At 32.6% G+C, this 20,674-nt stretch carries 16 protein-coding genes; 2 read left to right on the top strand and 14 right to left on the bottom strand.

Features of this window, described 5'->3' with window-relative positions; translation table 11 throughout:
* Window positions 1-94: 94 nt before the first annotated feature.
* Complete coding sequence (locus WMO18_RS06800; RefSeq protein WP_367286478.1) at window positions 95-2,458, bottom strand: fibronectin type III domain-containing protein; 2,364 nt, start codon at window positions 2,456-2,458, stop codon at window positions 95-97.
* A 108-nt stretch (window positions 2,459-2,566) separates the two neighbouring features.
* Window positions 2,567-4,549 (bottom strand): hypothetical protein, encoded by a 1,983-nt coding sequence (locus tag WMO18_RS06795; RefSeq protein WP_329979674.1) that lies wholly within the window; start codon window positions 4,547-4,549, stop codon window positions 2,567-2,569.
* Between the two features lie 268 nt (window positions 4,550-4,817).
* On the opposite strand from WMO18_RS06795, the gene WMO18_RS06790 reads away from it, so the two are divergent.
* The gene (locus WMO18_RS06790; protein WP_367286477.1) at window positions 4,818-6,557 is read left to right on the top strand and encodes a hypothetical protein; all 1,740 of its coding nucleotides are present in this window, start codon (window positions 4,818-4,820) and stop codon (window positions 6,555-6,557) included.
* Window positions 6,558-6,654: 97 nt separating this feature from the next.
* On the opposite strand, the gene WMO18_RS06785 is transcribed toward WMO18_RS06790, so the two are convergent.
* From WMO18_RS06785 to WMO18_RS06750, 8 genes are all read right to left on the bottom strand, one after another.
* A complete protein-coding gene (locus WMO18_RS06785; protein WP_211148655.1) occupies window positions 6,655-7,398 on the bottom strand; it encodes an SDR family NAD(P)-dependent oxidoreductase in 744 nt (247 codons plus the stop codon).
* A gap of 1,049 nt (window positions 7,399-8,447) precedes the next feature.
* Window positions 8,448-9,362 carry a hypothetical protein gene (locus tag WMO18_RS06780; RefSeq protein ID WP_211148296.1) on the bottom strand — a complete coding sequence of 305 codons (915 nt, stop codon included), beginning with the start codon at window positions 9,360-9,362 and terminating at the stop codon, window positions 8,448-8,450.
* On the bottom strand, window positions 9,347-9,595 hold the full coding sequence (locus WMO18_RS06775; protein WP_211148297.1) for a hypothetical protein: 249 nt from the start codon (window positions 9,593-9,595) through the stop codon (window positions 9,347-9,349). The genes WMO18_RS06780 and WMO18_RS06775 overlap by 16 nt, the downstream gene beginning before the upstream one ends.
* A gap of 52 nt (window positions 9,596-9,647) precedes the next feature.
* Window positions 9,648-10,799 carry a GmrSD restriction endonuclease domain-containing protein gene (locus tag WMO18_RS06770; RefSeq protein WP_367286476.1) on the bottom strand — a complete coding sequence of 384 codons (1,152 nt, stop codon included), beginning with the start codon at window positions 10,797-10,799 and terminating at the stop codon, window positions 9,648-9,650.
* On the bottom strand, window positions 10,796-11,383 hold the full coding sequence (locus WMO18_RS06765) for a DUF262 domain-containing protein (RefSeq protein ID WP_367286475.1): 588 nt from the start codon (window positions 11,381-11,383) through the stop codon (window positions 10,796-10,798). The genes WMO18_RS06770 and WMO18_RS06765 overlap by 4 nt, the downstream gene beginning before the upstream one ends.
* A gap of 62 nt (window positions 11,384-11,445) precedes the next feature.
* The gene (locus WMO18_RS06760; protein ID WP_211148299.1) at window positions 11,446-14,586 is read right to left on the bottom strand and encodes a type I restriction endonuclease subunit R; all 3,141 of its coding nucleotides are present in this window, start codon (window positions 14,584-14,586) and stop codon (window positions 11,446-11,448) included.
* Between the two features lie 11 nt (window positions 14,587-14,597).
* Window positions 14,598-15,692: a DUF3644 domain-containing protein gene (locus WMO18_RS06755; protein ID WP_367286474.1), complete on the bottom strand. Its 1,095-nt coding sequence runs from the start codon at window positions 15,690-15,692 to the stop codon at window positions 14,598-14,600.
* Between the two features lie 34 nt (window positions 15,693-15,726).
* Window positions 15,727-16,245 carry a DUF4365 domain-containing protein gene (locus WMO18_RS06750; protein WP_211148327.1) on the bottom strand — a complete coding sequence of 173 codons (519 nt, stop codon included), beginning with the start codon at window positions 16,243-16,245 and terminating at the stop codon, window positions 15,727-15,729.
* Between the two features lie 16 nt (window positions 16,246-16,261).
* On the opposite strand from WMO18_RS06750, the gene WMO18_RS06745 reads away from it, so the two are divergent.
* The gene (locus WMO18_RS06745) at window positions 16,262-16,963 is read left to right on the top strand and encodes a restriction endonuclease subunit S (protein ID WP_367286473.1); all 702 of its coding nucleotides are present in this window, start codon (window positions 16,262-16,264) and stop codon (window positions 16,961-16,963) included.
* Here the strand turns inward: WMO18_RS06745 and WMO18_RS06740 are convergent.
* From WMO18_RS06740 to xerA (WMO18_RS06725), 4 genes are all read right to left on the bottom strand, one after another.
* A complete protein-coding gene (locus tag WMO18_RS06740; RefSeq protein ID WP_211148329.1) occupies window positions 16,952-17,467 on the bottom strand; it encodes a restriction endonuclease subunit S domain-containing protein in 516 nt (171 codons plus the stop codon). The two genes, WMO18_RS06745 and WMO18_RS06740, sit on opposite strands and share 12 nt — an antisense overlap.
* 12 nt (window positions 17,468-17,479) lie before the next feature.
* Complete coding sequence (gene xerA, locus WMO18_RS06735; protein WP_211148330.1) at window positions 17,480-18,463, bottom strand: site-specific tyrosine recombinase/integron integrase; 984 nt, start codon at window positions 18,461-18,463, stop codon at window positions 17,480-17,482.
* Between the two features lie 104 nt (window positions 18,464-18,567).
* Window positions 18,568-19,644, bottom strand: coding sequence for a restriction endonuclease subunit S (locus WMO18_RS06730; protein ID WP_367286472.1), 1,077 nt, complete (start codon window positions 19,642-19,644; stop codon window positions 18,568-18,570).
* 12 nt (window positions 19,645-19,656) lie between these two features.
* On the bottom strand, window positions 19,657-20,640 hold the full coding sequence (xerA, locus tag WMO18_RS06725; RefSeq protein ID WP_211148330.1) for a site-specific tyrosine recombinase/integron integrase: 984 nt from the start codon (window positions 20,638-20,640) through the stop codon (window positions 19,657-19,659).
* Window positions 20,641-20,674 lie beyond the last annotated feature (34 nt).

Genomic DNA, 20,674 nt, shown 5'->3' with positions numbered 1-20,674 from the left:
GTCTTTAGACGAAGCTAGTAACATAGCCTTTAAGGCGTTAAAAGAAAAGCCACCGGCTAAGCCGGTGGATATTTACTGTTTTATCGGTTGTTCATTATTTTGTTTTAGCTTTTTTAGATTTAGTCCAAGAAGAATAAGTAGTTTTTTTATTCTGTACTACATACGAACGAATTCTTACAAAATACTTTTTATTTCTTTTAAGTTTTGTAATAGTTTTTTTAGTTATACTGTTCTTTGTTAATTTTATAGTTTTAACTGATTTAAAATTACTGTATAGGCTATACTGAATTTGATAACCGGTAGCCTTAGCAACCTTCTTATAACTAACAGTTAATGACTTTTTACCACCTTTTACAGTTAAGCCGTTTGGTTTTTGTAACTTTAGTTTAGCAGTTTTCTTATCTTTATAACTATATCCACAAGTAGAACATTTATGTAGTGTATAGCCACCTGAAACATAAGTAGGTTTTACAACTGTATTCTTATAAATATGGTCACAAGTAATTTTGTAATTAAACTTAATTGGTTCATAGTATTTATAGGTGCTTTGATTATAATATTCACCTGTACTATTCAATCCTCTAATTCTAAGTTTTAATTGGTCACCTTTACTCAACATATATGATTTCTTGAAACTCTTATTGGCACATTCTGTTACATAATGGATATTTCTAATATCATTTTTCATAATTGTTGCGTCAATTAGGACTTTATCACTTAAGTTACTGATATTAAAGAAATACTTACCATCTTTATTAACATTGAAGATTATATCCCTTTCAATTACTAATGATGAAACGGGTATAGGAACAACTTCACTGTATGTTTTATTAAAATCAACATTTACATATTTAGTAGTTGATACGCCACAAAATTTACAAACCTCATCTGCAAAATTATGATTTAATGATGGTTCTTTTTTATTAGAACCTGCTTTGCCACAAATAGCACATTTAGTTTTAAATATACCGTAGTTCATACAATCAGGAATTTTTGTACATTCAGTCTCTATATAATGATGCTTAGTGCATTTTTCCCCATCTTCAAGTGTTGTAGAAACAAAATTAATGCCCTTTTCTTCAGCATATTTTTCAGCAGTAGAACCTTTAGGTCCATAAACAGTTTTTACATCTATCTTTCTGAAAGCATCAGTAGAAATTTCTGTTCTTTTACCTTTAAACACAATAGCATCTAAATATTTACAGTTATATATACTGTAACCGTCGATTTTAAATACATTTTCAGGAATTTCAATACTTCTAATCCCTGCATCATTAATTGCACAAAGTCCAATATCTTTTACAGTTGATGGAATATTAATATAACTTAAACTTTCACAACCCTGAAAAGCAGAAGAACCAATAGAAGTAATACCCTCATTTAGTTTAACATATTTAAGCCTTTCACAATAATGAAAAACATCACCAATCATATTTTTCACTGTATTTGGAAAATAAACCTTTTCAACATAACTATCTTTAAAAGCTGAGTCACAAACAGTTTCTACACCGTTAGGAATAGTATAAGTTCTTGGTCCACGAGCAGGATAACGAACAAGTTTCTTTTTATCTTTAGTGAAAAGCACACCATTAACTGCTGTATAATAAGGATTATCCTTAGCAACTGTAATAGTCTTTAAGTTAAGCATAGCTTCTAAGGCATCCGGTGATTCAATAGACTTTGGTAGATAAATAGTTTCAATCTGTGTACCTTGAAATGCATAATATTTTAATTCTTCTACACCTTCTGCAAGTTTAACAGATTTCAAGTTATAACAACCATCAAAGCAGTAGGTTTGCAATGTTTTACATTCTGAAGGAATATTTACTGATGTAATAAATCTACAATTTCTAAAGGCATCCTCATCTACACCTGCTACAGGTAAATTATTAATTTTATTCTCAATAGTAAGACTTTGATACTTATTTATATAATTATCAACAACAAAATATCTGTCAAATCTACTTTCATAAATGCAACCATTTTTGGCTATTAAGTCTTTTTTCTTACCAATTACAAAATCAAATTTTCTTCCGGCATAATAATAAACATCTCTAAGTGCTACTTTAAGATAAACAGTTTCATTTTTTGCCAGATAATATGTAATATCAAATCCACCGTTTCTGGTTTCTTTATTAAGTGAACTAGACTTTATATATTCAGTAGGATTTAGATTATTAGGTTTAAACAAATATGCTTTCATACCCACAATTTCTGATGAGTTAGCATAAAATCTGTAAACACCGGCTTCTTCAGCAGTAATCTTATAAGTCCTCATAGGTTCTTCTTTAGTGAAAGTTAAATCACTCTCTTTGTACTGTGTTTCATTAACAGTTACTGCAATAGCATTCTTAGTGTCAACTTCATCAAAATTTTCATCAGCACTTACACTGGTTGGTAAAATGAACACACTTAGCAAAGTTATAATTGATAGTAAAATTGATAATGTCCTTTTCATAACACCCTCCAAATAGTTTATGAGGATAGTATATAATAAATATATTTCGTTGTCAAATTTATCTATATAAATAAGTCACCTACCAACATGATAGGTGACTTAAGTAAATTATTTAACTTTCACATTTAAGGATTTGCTCCATTTAGAATAAAGCTTTGTTGACTTACCGTTGACTTTAACATTCTTGTAAGTTCTAATACGAACATAATACTTCTTCTTAGATTTCAAATTAGAAATTAATTTAGTAGTTACTTTATTATTAGTTACATTTAATAATTTTGCACTCTTAAAGTTAGAGTTCAAACTATATTGCAACTGATAACCGTTAGTTTGAGAAACTTGCTTTTTCCACTTAACTTTTACTTTCCTTTTACTTGAAGATAAATTAGTTAAGGTTGTTGATTTAGGAATAATAGTAAAAGTTTTGTTAACTGTTCCACTATAATTACCTTTAAACTTTATTGTAACCTTGTAATTACCAACATTTTTAAGACCTTTACTGTATGCAACAGTATAATTAGAATTATTGATTTTCTTACCCTTAGAATCTTTAATTATAACTGACGGTTTGATAGTTTTACCGTTATAAGTAAAGGTATTACTTGAAAGTTTAATACTTGATATTTTAGGAATAATCGCTGTTGAAAGTGTCTTTTTGCATACTGAACAAGTAGTTACTATTTTGCCGTTCTTATTGATTGTAGCTTTTGTTACAGTTCTTACTTTTGTATGACCATTGATACAAGGATTATCATTATTAGGTGTCATATCAAGTAGGTTATAATACCATATGGTTTCGCCATTTAAACCTAGACTTGTTGTTTCATTATTAAATTTATAGGTAACACCATTAACAACAATATTTGTATTTTCATTAAAGCGATAACCTGAATTATAGCCTTCATCAGTTAATTTTACATAGACATTATAGCTGTACTTAGTGTTAGCTTCAAAAGAAGTTATTAACTTACCCCAACTACCTTCAAAATCACCATATCTACCGTTCCAATATTCAGAAGAAGTAATACCACCCTTATATGTGAACCAACCTTCATTATCAATATAATAAGGTGCATCACTAGGAACTTCACCTGTAAATACAGGTTTATCCCCAACATTAAAGCTTAACTTTGCATTATTGACTTCAATCTTATCAATATACTTTATCTTAACAGGTTTAATTGTTTTTAGAGCAAATGCAAATAAAGTTGTGTTGTCTTCACCAATAGTATAATTTTCCGGCTTTATAACATTACCGTCAAATACAAATGTGAAATTTGATGAACCTGCAAATGTACGACCGTTATTAGTTTTCAGGGCTATACTGTACATATATGTCTTGCCCTCTTCAAATTTAGTTATCTTTTTATCATCAGGCAAAGCATTATTTTTTTCTTCATCAGAATACCAATAGGCTACCGGTACAACTGAACCATCATCTTTACTTTCCATCTCTTCCCAATATTCATATTCAATATTGTAATCATAATAGTTATCATAGTTTTTAAAAGAAGTTGCTTTTGGTGTATCACCAACTTGATATGAAAGAGTTGTTCCACCAATTCCTACTTTACTAATTTGGGCAAGTCTAATATCTTTAAAATCACTTACGCCAAATATATTACTATCATAAATATCATAATATTCCGAGGAAATCTTTTCACCATTAATAGTCACGGAAATTTCATTTTCAGAAGGAAATGTGTACCCGTCTTTTGCTCTAAACTGTATTGAATAATAATACTGTATTTTGTCTTTAAAGTTGTAAATCTTTTCATCTTCCTTAAGGAATTGCATATAAGAAGGATTTGAGTACCAATAAGCCGCAGAACAAGATGTCGTTTCATCTATTTCTCTTATTTCACTCCAGCACTCCCACTCAATTTCATAGTGAGCATCACTGTTAGCTATCTTAGCAGTTGCAACCGGTGACATTCCTGCTTTGTAATCAAAGGTTACATTTGTAATGTCAATGTTCCTAACAGAATGATCATCATTATCTTCTGCATAAACGGACATAGGCACTAATGATGTAACCATTAGCAAAGATAAAAACATAGCTAACCATTTTGTCTTAAAAGTTTTTTTCATAATAAATTCCTGCCTTTCTTTAAAAATAATATTGATTATTTCAATTTTTTATCTTTAGAATATCAAAAATATTCATATGATAAACAAATTGAAAGTAACTTCTTAAATAAATAATCAATAAATATGTTATCTTTAATTAGATTATAACAAATATATTTATAAGTAATAGAATTATTTCCAAATAGGCATTGACAAAATGGAAACTAGGGTATTGAATATAAGTATTATAGTTGTATAATAAATATATAAAATTAAAGGAAGTAGCAATATGGAATTTAAGGACAAACTTATTGAATATTTAGAATTACTTGATTGTACTGCTAAAGATTTATCTGATACTTCAGGCCTTTCTACTGCAACGATTAGCAGATATAAATCAGGTGACAGAGTACCGGAATCTAATTCTGATAATTTCACAAATTTAGTTAAAGGCATAGTTGAAATCAGTAAGATTAAGGATATTAAATCTCTTACTATTGAGTCGGTAACAAGTGAATTTTTACCTTTGGTTAAAAATACTGTTATTGATACAAAAAACTTGCAATCTAATTTCAATATTTTACTTAACACTTTATCGGTAAATATATCTGAATTATCAAAGTTTATGAATTTTGATCCATCATATATTTCGAGAATTAAGAATGGACAAAGACAACCAGCTAATCCACAAGAATTCATAAACAATGTAGTAGGTTTTATTGTTCGTAGATATAATAGTAACTCAGATAAAATTCAAGTTTCCAAACTAATTAATTGTGACAGTTCAAAGTTAAACAATCCTAATAATTATACTTTATTACTTGCAAAGTGGCTTTCTGATAACGATTCAGTAAAAGTAAAGAAAGATGATATATCAGGTTTTCTTGAGAAAATTGATGAATTTAATTTAGATGAATACATAAGAGCAATTAATTTTGACAAATTAAAAGTGCCTACTGTACCATTTCAGCTACCTACTTCAAAAAGTTACTATGGATTAAAAGAAATGATGGAAAGTGAACTTGAATTTCTAAAAGCTACTGTATTATCTAAATCTAAAGAGCCTGTAACTATGTACAGTGATATGCCAATGAATGAAATGGCCAAAGACCCTGAGTTCCCAAAAAAATGGATGTTTGGTATGGCATTGATGCTAAAGAAAGGACTTCACTTTAATCAAATTCATAATATAGACCGTTCATTTGAAGATATGATGCTTGGTTTAGAAAGTTGGATACCTATGTATATGACAGGACAAATATCTTCATACTACTTAAAAGGACAAACAGAAGGTGCTTTTTCTCATTTAATCAAGGTATCAGGTACTGTTGCTTTAGTTGGTGAGGCAATTACCGGTTACCATAATAAGGGTAAGTATTACCTTACAAAAAATAAAAATGAAGTTGCTCACTACAAGGAATATGCAAAATGCTTACTTTCCAAAGCTACCCCATTAATGAAAGTGTACAGCAAGTACTCACATAAAGAATATGAAAAGTTCTTATATTCAGACTCTAAAGTAAAAGGAAATCGTTACTGTATTTTGTCTTCATTATCGTTACATACAATTTCGGATAAATTGTTGTCAAGTATCTTGAACAATAATAATGTTGATAAAGAAATGCAGAATAAAATTATGGATTATGTTTCTTTACAAAAAGAAATGATAAATGCTATTTTGCAACATAGTTGCATTACAGAAGAAATTCCAATCCTATCAAAAGATGAATTTGAGAAGTTTCCTATTGCATTACCACTTTCAGGTATGTTCTTTGAAAAAGATATTTATTACACATGGGAAGATTATCAAGAACATTTACAACTGATTAAAGAATTTGAAAAGAATAATGCTAATTACAGGGCAATAGAAAATCATAAATTTCCTTTTAGAAATATTCAAATTTATATACATCAAGGTAAGTATGTATTGGTTTCAAAAAATAAAACTCCTTCAATCCATTTTCTTATTCGTCACCCAAAAATGAGAAATTCCTTTGAAAATATGATAATTCCTATTATTGAGGAATAACAAGGAAATCAATTTTAAAATTAAATAGGCATAGCAAAAGCCTGAGGAAATACTTAAATGTATCTTCTCAGGCTAAATTTTTACTATTTAAAATTTATTAAGTTCTCATAGCTCCATCTACTGATAAAATTTCACCGGTTACATATGAAGCCATATCACTTGCTAGGAACAAGAAAGCATTTGCAATATCTTCCGGTTCACCTACTCTACGAAGTGGAATTGCTGCCTTTAATGGTTCAATCATTTCTTTTGGTAATGAAGCCACCATATCAGTATTTGTAATACCCGGAGCAACTGCATTTACTCTAATATTAAAAGGTCCAAGTTCTCTGGCTAATGACCATGTTAAACCATTAACTGCTGATTTACTGGTTGGATAACCAATACCGGAACGCTGACCACAAAGGCTAACCATTGAACTTGTATTTAGGATACAACCATATCCTTGTTCTTTCATTATTTTTACAGTAGGCAAAATACCATTCATAATTGAATTAACATTTAACTGCATAATGTTTGCAAATTGCTCTGATGTGTATTTATCAAGTGGTGTACTATCTGACACACCGGCATTATTAACCAGAATATCAATTTTGCCATACTTCTCTTTGATACTGTTGATCTCTGTTTCAACAGCTTTTACATCCTTTAGATTTGGCCAAACACCGCTAACTTCCCAAGCTGAATTTTCTGCTTTTAGAGAAGTAACAGCTTTTTCTACTGTTTCCTGTCTTGAACCAAACAGTACAACTTTTGCACCATTTTCTAGGAACTTTTTAACAGTTGCGTAACCTATACCTCTTGTACCACCTGTAACAACTGCTACTTTGTCCTTTAACATAATTTATCACTCCTAAAATTAATTTCAAATATACCCTTATCACTAAAATGATATATCTATATGTTATTTCATACATATATTATAATTCTTATTAACACATTGTCAATAATTAATTTGATATTTATATATAGTATTTTTTATGGGTAGTTATAACTCAAGACTATCACTTTTCTAGATAATTGTAAGTAACAATCCGTCAATAATAGCCACTATAACAAACATTACACAACCTTTTATAAAGGATAGAAAATGTTTCTTTGGATTAGAATATAATTCCGGTTTATTTTCTGTACAGGTAAATCTTACTCTACTTGAATTTCTCCACCACAATATATCAATGACATTCCCCTCTCTGTTCTAGATTATAATTAAAATAATCTAAGGTATATACGCATTTTATGACACTTCATATCTATAATAATTACTGAGGTGGTTATTTTGAAGTATGATAATTTGCAAAGTTTGATACAAAACAGTAATAGTACAAGAAAATACTTTTTATCTTTACCGGTTAATGTTCAATTGGAACTTCATAAACATAATGATTATATACATTCAGCCCATCAACTTCATAACCTTGTATATTCTATGGAAAATAATCTTTATAATATAAATGACATTAAATGAAGTTTTCTCAAGGTTTCCTAGTAGTTATATATATTAAATTAGCCAAAGTAATATTTGATAAAAAAGAATTTTGTTAGTTAGCTATTGCTAACCTTTACTTTTAAGTAAAGCAGATACTAATGTTAGTATCTGCTGACTACTATTATACATTATACTGATTATCAAACAAATGTTAAATAAGGAAAAAGTACAATAATTTGCATTTTTCACAAATTCAAAAATCATTTTTTAATATCAACAATATTATGAAACATTAGCTTATTTAACAATTGATAAGTTATATTAGGATAATAATCAAATAAATATTACCTAAACATATATTTCCCCTTGAAACTATCTATTTATAGCTATATAATAGTGCTTCTTCAACAGCATTTATAATCTCTATTTCTCTTTTCATGAATATTGCTTCAATATTTGCTTTAGTACGCTGTATTCCTCGTTTTGCTTCCTATATTCAGTAGCATAAAAAATTCAACAACATTGAAACTTTCTATTCCTTTTTCAAATTCTCTAATTGTTGCATCGCCAATATCTATTATACAAAATGTCCCATGTGCAACTGTCAGCATACGTTTTACAGTTGCATTTGAAAATGGTTCGCACGATTTCCAAAGTAACACCCAGCTTCTATCTTTTTTCGGTACAAATATATAATACCCAATCAGACGTCTTATTGAATATAAAAATCTTACGACCATTTCATTGATAAAAACAGGTATTGCCTGAGTAGTTTGAAATCTTACATCGTATCCCTTTTCAAATAACTTCAAAGCAAGTTCATTTACGAATTTATCAAATTCAGTCACCGGAATATTTAGTTTTGCTATAATTGCAATTACATCATTACTCCAAGCCCATATTGGAGATGGCATTCCCATTCCTCTGCCTTTACTACTTGACGAACCAGATACATCTGAAATCAAATGACCAATCCAATTTGCAATACCGCAAAATAGTTTACTTGGTATGTTTTTTCCTTGAAGTTCAAATTTCCCATCTGAATTATTTAACGAAATCAATTCTCCATTTGATACGAAATCTGAAGTATTTGTAAACTGATTAAGGATGGAAAAAAGCAAACCTAAAAGTGTTGGATTATGTCCCAACGATTTAAAATGATGGTTTGATGGAGTCAAATCAATCAACTCACGAAATATTCCTCCACCAACACTTTGGTCATATGGTATTTTAAATTTCCTTTCCAAAAATTTTATTGCTGAAGATAAGGAATTTTTGTCCCCCGTATATCCGCATATTTTTGCAAAGCCTATTGTCCTATTTGCAAACCATTTATCTGTTATATCACCTAATGGAGACTCTACTGGTTTACCCACAAGAAAATGTCAATTATTCCACATAGTGAATCTGAACTTGCAGACAATACATAATCCAACTTATCACATTCCGGAGTCAACAGCCTTATGGTTTCAAGTGTTTCAGTTAGTTTACCTTCCAAATCTTTCAGTTCTTCATTGGCATCAATGATTGCATTTGATATTGTGTTTGGGAATATACATCTATCATTTTCTATATTTAATTCAAATAAAACAGCTTTATTATTTTCCAAGTAAATTCCCTGTACCTTTCCAAATAAAATATATTTTTCGCATTCTATGCTCTTATTTTAGCAAGCCATTCTTCTGTAAGTAATTGATAAAGCAATCAATCATCTTTTTATATCGGTCAATAATATCTTTCTCGGTAAAATCAGCCGATGTAGCCGTTAGGTCAAGAAGTTCAACAACACCTGTTCCCTCTTTCACCTGACCTTTACTGTTTGTAAATCCCTCATAATACTTCTTCTTATCAGCAAAACGATAATCAGAAGCACGAATGTTGATTCTTTTCTCAAGTAATGCTTTATTGCCCAATGACTCTACATTTCGAGAATCTGTTAATGAATTTTCTTTCTCGTTTCTATTCCGAGCATAAATATGTTCAATCTCAAAAGTAGTTTCCAGTGAAAGTAGTGGCTGTTTATCATTCTGATATGTCCACCAAGCTATCATTGCTTTTGTAATTGGACGTGCATTATTGAAGCTGAAATTATCAAACATACTTCTTATAGTATCCGCATCGAACTTGTATTTTGAAAATTCAACAGGCTTATCATTTACGATATTTACCATCTCAGCATACACTGGAGTTCTAAGTGCATTTACGCCCGGATTTGTAATAGCATACGTCCATATAAATCCAGTTATCTTTTGCAAGAATGTATAGAACTTCTCATCATCAAGCAAACCTTCATCATCTTTATTTTGCATAAAATATACGGATACAAAATATGTCCACATTCCGTTTGGAGCATAGTTCAACACAAAAAATTGCTTCAAAACTCTATTTGAAAATCTTTCGGTATCTTGATTGGAAACATCTTCCCAAAATTCAACCAATACAATCAATTTCGTTAATGTATTAGTGTCTTTCAAAAGGGCATAAGAATTTTTCTCATAAAATTTTCTTAAAGCTTCTGTTGTAGATGATACAATCCCCATTTTTGCACGGACAAAATACATATATCGTGTAAACAATTCGTCCATCGGTGTACCAGAAATCGGATGGAATATTCTCTCACAAAGTTCTTCGAGCTGTTTCCATTGAGCAATAAATTCTTCTTTTTTACCCAATTTAGAAAAATGCTTATAAAACTGTGCCTTAAAAATATCCGCATCAGACAGCGGCTTTCCTCTATCATTAAGCGTTGAAAAAATACGCAACGCTGTATCCTGCGACTCAGCTTCAATCGGAAGGAGAATACAGTTATTCATAATACGGGTAGGTAAATAAGCAAAGTAAGTAGGAATTTGGACAAAAATTCATCAATATTATTCTGAAAGAATCTGAAGTTGCAAGCATATTTGCTTTTCATTTCTTTATTGACAATTCCTGTTCTTAATATTTCAAGAAATTCTTCTTTATCATTATCAGTAGCAACCTCAGAATCTATCTTGAGCTGTGACATATCAGGCTCGCCAAATTCATCAGTTTTCCATAAACACTTTTCAATATTCTGCTTTGTTGATATAGAAGCCTTGTCCTGCATATGACCGAACTTAGAATAGAACGCTCTTAAAAGCAACATAAGAGTCGTCAATCTCTGCTGTCCATCAATAACCTCTAATTTATCCTCATTTCTGAAAGTTACAATCGGACCGAGGAAATACTCGCTATTACTATCAAATTCTGTCTTTCCTTCATCAGGAATAGCAAATGAAAATATATCGTCCCAAAGCGTTCTGCATTCAGCTTCGCCCCAAGCATAAGGTCTTTGATAATCTGGTATTAAAAAGTCCGATTTTTTACTCTGAAATAAATCTTTTATTGTTTTTTGGTCAACATTTAATTTTGACATAACCCCATTCCTTCCTCTTCTAAGTTCTATCTTCTGAAAATTTCTCCCACTACAATCAGTTTTTAATTCGCATATTTCTTAAAATTCTCTGCCTGCTCAAGAACTTCCTTGTAAACATCATCAATGGTTACTGGCGGATAGCCGAACTCATCAAGCAGCAATATCAAATCCACTTGCAAGTTTGCCTTAATATCATCACGGGCAGACCAATCGATATAGCGTGACTTATCATCAACAATCAGCTTTATCCTTTTGGAAAGTTCAATCATTTTACCGTCTGGATATTCAAACTCATACTTCTTGGAAACTGCTTTCAAAATATCATAGAAAGCCTTTTCCTCATAATCTATACCCATATTCTTGAAGGAGTTCTTTTCTATTTTCAGTTCAGACAACAGCTGTGCAAGCTGCTCCGCAACATCATCAAGGACTTCGTTGGCATACGCTTCATCACGACGACGGTTATTATACTCATCAACAACTTTCTTGAGTCTGTCTGCAAATTCCACACCCATAATCTTATTAACTTTCTTAAACTCGTCAATCGCCTGAGAAAGAAGTCTTTGAAGTATCTTGATTTTCGTATTCGGCAACTGAATAGCATTTATCTTATCCATATATTCATCACTGAAAATATCAACCAATATATGCTTTCCAGTTTCAAACAATTCCTCAATGCCATCAGACTGAATTGCACCCTCAAGCATTTTGCGGACACGAGCGTTCATCTGCTCAATATCCGGTGCGTCGCCTTTTGTCAACTTGAAAAGTATAGAACGGACTGCACAATAAAAATGGATATAATCCTTATCTTCATCAGAGAATTTCTCACTTGAACTACAAAGGTTAAATGCCTGTTTCATTCTCTTGACTGCTGCCATAAATCTTCTTTCCAGTTCTTCAGACAACTGCACATACTCGACCGCACGGTTCAGGCAGGCAAGCTGTTCAGTAGGCGAACCGTTATAGAAATCACTGCTATTAAAGTTGTGGAACATCTGACCAAGAACTTCTAACTGGTCTTTTACAATCGTGATAGACTGCTCCACACCTTCAAATTCTTCGCTCTCAAAATTCGTATATTTCTTGAGGGCAGTGTTCATGTTTTTTTTGATACCTATGTAGTCAACAATCAAGCCTTTATCCTTGCCCTCGCATACACGATTTACACGGGAAATCGTCTGAATAAGGGTATGCTGCTGAATAGGCTTGTCAATGTAAATCGTATCAAGCTCCGGCACATCAAAACCAGTCAGCCACATATCTACAACAATGGCAATCTTAAAGTTTGACTTCGGATTTTTGAACTGACGGTCAAATTCTTTCCTATCCTCTTTTGTGCCAAGCATATCAAAGAGGTCTTTTTCGTCATCTTTATTACGAGTCATAACCAACTTGATTTTTTCCATTGGCTTCAACTCTTTTTTATCTTTTTCACTCAGAACAACCCCGTCATCACAAATCTTCTTTTCTGTCCATTCCGGTCTGAGTTCCTTTACTATTTTATAGAAATCGTATGCTATATTTCGGTTGGAACATACAAACATTGCTTTGCCTGCTACAGTTGCACCTTCTACCACACGGGTTTCATAATGTTTGATAAAGTCCTCCGCAACAGCACGAAGTCTGTCAGGGTCGCCAATAATAACTTCCATTTTGGCAACTGCCTTCTGGCTTTCTTCTACTTGATGTTCATTTGCTCCCTCATGCTCACACTGTGCATAATATTCTTCAATCTGTCTTACCTTGTCCTGATTAAGCATAACCTTAGCTGCACGACCATCGTAAACAAGATTAACTGTAATACCGTCCTTAACAGCTTCCGTCATTGTATATGCGTCTACAACACCGCCAAAGACTTCGATTGTTCCATCAACCGGAGTTCCAGTAAATCCAACATAAGTTGCATTTGGTAAAGAGTCGTGCAGATACTTGGCAAAGCCATAGGTTTTCTGAACACCTGACTCTGTAATCTTAACCTTTTGGTCGAGATTGATTTGGCTTCTATGTGCTTCATCAGAAATACAAATAACATTTGTTCTGTCTGTAAGAAGCTGCAAATCCTCTGTAAATTTCTGAATAGTAGTCAGATAAACACCGCCACTCTCTCGTCCCTGAAGTTCCTCACGAAGTTTCTCACGGGACTCAATGCTTACAACAGTTTCATCTCCGATATATTTTTTTGAACCGACAAACTGCTTTGAAAGCTGGTCGTCAAGGTCTGTTCTGTCTGTGATAATGAGAATAGTCGGGGAAGAAAAGTATTTGCTTTTCATCAGCATACGAGTAAGGAAAAGCATCGTATAACTCTTTCCGCAGCCTGTCGCTCCGAAGTATGTACCACCTTTACCATCTCCTTCAGGGCGAAGATGAGCCTTGATATTCTCATACAATTTATTTGCTGCAAAGAACTGCGGATAACGGCACACTATCTTCAAATCCTTATCTGAGTTATCCGGAAAATAAATAAAATCTTTGATAACTTCAAGCAAACGGTCTTTTCGGAAAAGTCCTTTTATCATTGTTACAAGAGAATTGATACCGTCCAGTTCTTTATCGTCTGAGTTTATCTTCCTCCACGCATAGAAGAAATCATACGGGCTGAAGAAAGAACCGTATTTATTATTTGCTCCGTCACTGATAACAACAAACGCATTGTATTTAAAAATCTCCGGAATATCTCTACGGTAACGGATTGTAAGCTGCTTATATGCGTCCATTATGGTCGTATTCTCTTGTACCGCACTCTTAAATTCAAGAACAACAACAGGAATACCATTTACAAACACAATGCCATCAGGAATACGCAACTGATTATTTACGCCTTCAATTTCAAACTGATTAACCGCCTTGAAAATATTGTTTTCGGGAGTGTCGAAATCAATAAGTTCAATATAAAGGTCTTTCTGCGTTCTGTCCTCACGGTTAAGAATAAATCCATCGCAGAGCAACTTAAATACAGCTTTGTTTGCTTCATAAATCGTACCAGAAATATTACGCAGCATTAGAATGACACTATCCACCTCACTGGGTGTAATACCGTCTTTCGCATACCGATTATAGAGGTATTGCTTCAGGTCGTCCGTAAGCAGAACCTCTGTCCTTTCTCTGTGTATCTGATCGCCACTGACATAGGTATACTCCTCATCTTTGAACAACTCCATTATTGACATTTCCAATGCGTGTTCATTAAAATTTGCCATTGCGTTTACTCCTAATCAAAATCCTCGATTTTTAGTGTTTTTTTACAATTGTTGTGTATATTTTCTTTGTTAAATCCAAATTTCAACACTAATTTTACTATAAAATCAACCCATTCTGATGTATAAAGATAATCATTATGAGGTTCATCATATATACAATATTTAGTTATTGTATCAAATTTAGCCTCTGATTTCGCATGTGGTCTAACTGAAAAAGCCTTCCATAAATCCGTGTGATTACTTTGACTTATTTCTACACCTGTTTTTTCCCTTACAGCATTTCTAACATCTATAGGCCTCAACATATTTGCATTTGATACATTATGCTTTACGATTTTATCTTTGATGATAGCTGTGACTTTATTATAATTCTCTTTATCTTCTTCACTTATTGTATTCCAATTTACAAATTCCACAGCCAAATCAGAACGCTTTGTATTACTAATTTTAGGTATTTGTAGTAATTTAATACTATACTCTTGACTATCATATACTTCTTGTGGTAAGTCAGTTTTGTATTTATCAATATATTTTTTTATATCTTGCATATCCTTTGAAAGAAGTTCCCTTTGTGCTGTCAACTGCTCATTTGCTCTTATTTGAGAAAATTGCAATGCATAGGCTAAGCTCATATTAAGTGAATAATCATTTCCAAACAATTCAACAAGCAAATTTTCATAGTTATATAATAATGATTGGCATTCTCCAAAAAGTAAAATATCTAATGTTGAAGAATCCCAATATCTATGTTCAATTTTGTTTCTAATTCCAATAAAAAAATTAAGGTTAGCAACAACTCCATCGGAAAGCTTGTCTCTACCAGCATTCTTTTGATATTGTTTTATACATTCTTTTAGTTCCCAAGCTTTTTTCTCACCATCAATTTTTTTATATCTTCCATTCTTTTCTTTGTAAAAATATCGTTCTCCTATTGTTGTTTGAAAATATGCGTGAAAGAGCTTAGTCCAGGCTATAACCATCAATATAATATAGTTTTCTATTCTGAACTTAGTACGAGGACGATTATATGTTTCAACTGCCGTTATAGCACTATTAATCGAATTATCAAGAATAGTTTTTGCTTTACCTTGTCTCAATGTAATCATATTTTTCTCCTATTTTGTATTATAAATTAATAGTTTAATTTGCCTTATGTAGATTCCTTGTTGCTCCACCAACATAAATACTTTTAGCTATTTCTTGTAAATCAAAGTCTTCGTCACATACAGTATTGTCACAAGGAATGTGTATGGTCATTGTTTCATTATCATTTTCTAATCTGTCAAATTCTTTAGAGTTAGCAATAAAGTAGTCCTGAATCGGAAGATAATATACAGTTTCATTTATTACATCCACTAAAAATAAAACAAATGCATTAGATGAACCTAAACCATAGTTAATGGTTCGTTTTTCCATAGAATATGAGAATGCATTCTTTGTTACCATCTTAATAGCTTTTTGTGTACCCTTAATCTGTCCTTCAATTTTCTTATTATGATATTCATCATTCTCAATTAATTCAAGTACACAATCGATTCCGTGATCTGTTCCTGTATATTCGTGGAACTCCCAATTTATACTTGAAATCTTATAGTGAACTAATTTTCTAGCTTCTTCACCAATTTGTCTGGCTGTACAGTCTTTGGGTAAACGGGGCATTCTTCTCATCCTTTCTTTGATAAATGATAATTTAGCGGCAACTATTAAAACCATTTTTAAGTCGTGGTTTTTAGACTTTGATGCAGTCGCTAACGCTGAATTTGTGCAATCAGAATACGGTCAAATACCTCAAAATTGGCGTTATAAACTTCTTGGTGATCTTTGCAAATGTGTCACCAAAGGAACAACACCAACAACATTAGGAAAAGATTTCACGGACTCAGGTATAAACTTCATTAAAGGCGAAAGCATTAACGATGACCATAGTTTCAACAAGGCTATGTTTGCTCATATTGATGAGGAAACTGATAATCTACTTAAAAGGTCTCGAATTTTGGAGAATGATATTGTATTTACCATTGCAGGAACACTTGGAAAGTTTGCTTTGGTAGATAGTTCTATCGTTCCGGCTAACACAAATCAAGCAGTTGCCATTATTAGAACAAGCAAAATTTCTCCTGAAATGCTTTATAGTTATTTTATTGGCGAATGGCAAGTTGAGTTTTACAAAAAGAACACACAACAAGCGGTTCAAGCTAACCTGAGTCTTACAACTATTAAAAATTTGCCTATTCTTTTACCTGACAAAGATGCTCAAAAACACTATATGAATTTAGTTGAGCCACTTATCAAGGCTATGAGAACCAATTTTGCAGAAGTGGAAAGGTTATCTGAGTTACAAAACCAACTATCAACTCGTCTTTCATCAAGCCGCTAAATTATCATTTATCTTTTGCTTCAATGCAATTCTGTCTGTAACAATCTTATATGCATTCACAATCTTTAGCTGTTTTTCGATAGGCGGTACTGGCAATTTCATTTTTGCAAATTCTTCCCAAGGCATACTACCTCTAACTCCACCAACCGCAATAAAAGCTGCTTCTCTGTCAAATTCAGGTCGTTTAAACCACATTTCCAAGTATTCCGGTAAAACGACCGATGTATCTTTAACTCTGAAAATTGGATATGCCGGAGACATTATCGCAACATCATAATCCTCTAATCGTGCAATCGGTATCTTTGAATCCCTACTAACCTGCATTAAGCTGACTGCAAAATCGTTTTTTCTAATAACTTTATATTTTGAAAGGTCAGTACCGTTAGTATTTGCAACAGACTTTATAAAGCACTTGTCAATGCTTACACCTATAAGTTTGGAAATCTTATTTTCTGTATTTCTCTCATCAACCTTTTCAACTAATTCATCTATCGTTCTATACATTAAAATACCGCCTTATCCTATATATTTTCGATGAGCAATTTTTACATTGCTTTGTTTTACCATTGCATATTGCAATGTCGTATCTACTCTTCTATGTCCCAAGAGCTGCTGAAGCTGCTCTATTGGCATTCCTTTGTCTATTGCCATTGTCGCAAGTGTTCGCCTGAATTTATGAGGGTGTACCTTATTTAGTCCCAACCGCTTGCCAAGCTGTCGCAGTCTTACTTCAATTCCTCCGATATTCATTCGATTATATGGAGATTGTAATGATGCAAAAAGTGCCGGATTATCGTCATTTCGGCTGTTTAAATAATTTTGCAAATGTATTTTTGTTCTTGCATCAAAATATACTATTCGCTCCTTATCCCCTTTACCAAAAACAACACACTCTCTTTCGTTAAAATCTATATCCTCACGATTTAGTAACACCATTTCTCCGACACGCATACCCGTTGAAGCCAGCATATCAATCATTGCCAAATCTCGGAGTTCTGTACAGTTATCTCTCATAAGTTCCAATGCTTCATCAGAGTAAGTCTCTTTAATATTCGAACCGGTTTTGATTTTGTGTATTCGCCTGACCGGACTTTTCAAAATATAATCCTCGTCCTCAAGCCAAGAGAAAAAGCTGGAAAGTATTCGTCTTATATTATCTATCGTAACTTTACTGGATTTTTTCTTAGCTTGATACTCAGTCAAATAGCAACGAATATCATCAGTTACAATGTATTTAATACCTTTTCCAATACCATCAAGCATTGACTGTATCGTTGCTTTATAGTATTTCAAGGTTTTTTCAGAACAGCCTTCAATACGCTTTGCTGATAAGAAAGACTCTACTAAATTCTGCTCTGAAAATTCCTTATCCTTTTCTGTCTTTGTTACCTCATAATCAAAAAGTGTATGTTGTAACACCTCTTGCAATCTTTCTGTCTGTGCGTTATTCAAGTAAGGTAACATTCCTTGAATAACATCGGTGATTAAATTCTGTTTCATAGTCAATTCTCCTTTTGTTTTTAAGAGAACGACTACCAGTGGCAGTCCTCTGTTTTAACTCCCGCCACTGATGGGAGTTCTATTGTAAATGATAATTTAGCGGCTTAATCGGACAGTTCTGCAAGCAATATATCTTTGAGATTTATCAAATACTGAATTTCTGTTCTATTTTCACGAATGGACAAGAACACCTTATCAATCAAAATGTTTAATTCAGTTAGGTTATCATCACAAGGAACTACAACAGAAAGTTTTCTAAGGTTCTCTTGATTGATTTTTAATTGAACAGCTCCAGTAACGGCATTACGAACAATGGTGTTCTTCAAAATTAGATAAACCATTTCTGTCGAGTATCCGTTTTTTCCTTGAAAGATGTGAGCGTGATTATTTACCCAAAACTTGCCCCAGACATATTGCATAGTTGGATAACCATTATCATCCATAACCGTTCCATCTTCGCCAAGTAAACCGTAAACACCATCAAAAATGTAATTGTCTACATAATCCATAAGTGATGCTGCGCCGTAATATGGATAGGTATGTTTCATTTCGCTGCGTTCTAAGCCTGAAAGAGGTCTACGCATACTATCAAATAAGTTAATTAGGTTATCTACGGTGGTTTCAATTCCGTTAGAATAGATTTTATCTTGAAGAATCGCTTGAGCAGTTGCTTCTAAATTATCATTTATCTTTTGCTTCAATGCAATTCTGTCTGTAACAATCTTATATGCATTCACAATCTTTAGCTGTTTTTCGATAGGCGGTACTGGCAATTTCATTTTTGCAAATTCTTCCCAAGGCATACTACCTCTAACTCCACCAACCGCAATAAAAGCTGCTTCTCTGTCAAATTCAGGTCGTTTAAACCACATTTCCAAGTATTCCGGTAAAACGACCGATGTATCTTTAACTCTGAAAATTGGATATGCCGGAGACATTATCGCAACATCATAATCCTCTAATCGTGCAATCGGTATCTTTGAATCCCTACTAACCTGCATTAAGCTGACTGCAAAATCGTTTTTTCTAATAACTTTATATTTTGAAAGGTCAGTACCGTTAGTATTTGCAACAGACTTTATAAAGCACTTGTCAATGCTTACACCTATAAGTTTGGAAATCTTATTTTCTGTATTTCTCTCATCAACCTTTTCAACTAATTCATCTATCGTTCTATACATTAAAATACCGCCTTATCCTATATATTTTCGATGAGCAATTTTTACATTGCTTTGTTTTACCATTGCATATTGCAATGTCGTATCTACTCTTCTATGTCCCAAGAGCTGCTGAAGCTGCTCTATTGGCATTCCTTTGTCTATTGCCATTGTCGCAAGTGTTCGCCTGAATTTATGAGGGTGTACCTTATTTAGTCCCAACCGCTTGCCAAGCTGTCGCAGTCTTACTTCAATTCCTCCGATATTCATTCGATTATATGGAGATTGTAATGATGCAAAAAGTGCCGGATTATCGTCATTTCGGCTGTTTAAATAATTTTGCAAATGTATTTTTGTTCTTGCATCAAAATATACTATTCGCTCCTTATCCCCTTTACCAAAAACAACACACTCTCTTTCGTTAAAATCTATATCCTCACGATTTAGTAACACCATTTCTCCGACACGCATACCCGTTGAAGCCAGCATATCAATCATTGCCAAATCTCGGAGTTCTGTACAGTTATCTCTCATAAGTTCCAATGCTTCATCAGAGTAAGTCTCTTTAATATTCGAACCGGTTTTGATTTTGTGTATTCGCCTGACCGGACTTTTCAAAATATAATCCTCGTCCTCAAGCCAAGAGAAAAAGCTGGAAAGTATTCGTCTTATATTATCTATCGTAACTTTACTGGATTTTTTCTTAGCTTGATACTCAGTCAAATAGCAACGAATATCATCAGTTACAATGTATTTAATACCTTTTCCAATACCATCAAGCATTGACTGTATCGTTGCTTTATAGTATTTCAAGGTTTTTTCAGAACAGCCTTCAATACGCTTTGCTGATAAGAAAGACTCTACTAAATTCTGCTCTGAAAATTCCTTATCCTTTTCTGTCTTTGTTACCTCATAATCAAAAAGTGTATGTTGTAACACCTCTTGCAATCTTTCTGTCTGTGCGTTATTCAAGTAAGGTAACATTCCTTGAATAACATCGGTGATTAAATTCTGTTTCATAGTCAATTCTCCTTTTGTTTTTAAGAGAACGACT

The organism is Ruminococcoides intestinihominis, assembly GCF_040096285.1.
Classification (GTDB): Bacteria; Bacillota; Clostridia; order Oscillospirales; family Acutalibacteraceae; genus Ruminococcoides; species Ruminococcoides intestinihominis.
This window is presented reverse-complemented; position numbering and strand designations above follow the sequence as displayed.

Coding starts and splice junctions, on each gene's coding strand:
- xerA (WP_211148330.1), bottom strand. CDS start 20,640: ATGAAACAGAATTTAATCACCGATGTTATTCAAGGAATGTTACCTTAC.
- WMO18_RS06800 (WP_367286478.1), bottom strand. CDS start 2,458: ATGAAAAGGACATTATCAATTTTACTATCAATTATAACTTTGCTAAGT.
- WMO18_RS06750 (WP_211148327.1), bottom strand. CDS start 16,245: ATGCCCCGTTTACCCAAAGACTGTACAGCCAGACAAATTGGTGAAGAA.
- WMO18_RS06755 (WP_367286474.1), bottom strand. CDS start 15,692: ATGATTACATTGAGACAAGGTAAAGCAAAAACTATTCTTGATAATTCG.
- WMO18_RS06770 (WP_367286476.1), bottom strand. CDS start 10,799: ATGAATAACTGTATTCTCCTTCCGATTGAAGCTGAGTCGCAGGATACA.
- WMO18_RS06785 (WP_211148655.1), bottom strand. CDS start 7,398: ATGTTAAAGGACAAAGTAGCAGTTGTTACAGGTGGTACAAGAGGTATA.
- WMO18_RS06760 (WP_211148299.1), bottom strand. CDS start 14,586: ATGGCAAATTTTAATGAACACGCATTGGAAATGTCAATAATGGAGTTG.
- WMO18_RS06795 (WP_329979674.1), bottom strand. CDS start 4,549: ATGAAAAAAACTTTTAAGACAAAATGGTTAGCTATGTTTTTATCTTTG.
- WMO18_RS06765 (WP_367286475.1), bottom strand. CDS start 11,383: ATGTCAAAATTAAATGTTGACCAAAAAACAATAAAAGATTTATTTCAG.
- WMO18_RS06790 (WP_367286477.1), top strand. CDS start 4,818: ATGGAATTTAAGGACAAACTTATTGAATATTTAGAATTACTTGATTGT.
- WMO18_RS06740 (WP_211148329.1), bottom strand. CDS start 17,467: ATGTATAGAACGATAGATGAATTAGTTGAAAAGGTTGATGAGAGAAAT.
- WMO18_RS06730 (WP_367286472.1), bottom strand. CDS start 19,644: ATGTATAGAACGATAGATGAATTAGTTGAAAAGGTTGATGAGAGAAAT.
- xerA (WP_211148330.1), bottom strand. CDS start 18,463: ATGAAACAGAATTTAATCACCGATGTTATTCAAGGAATGTTACCTTAC.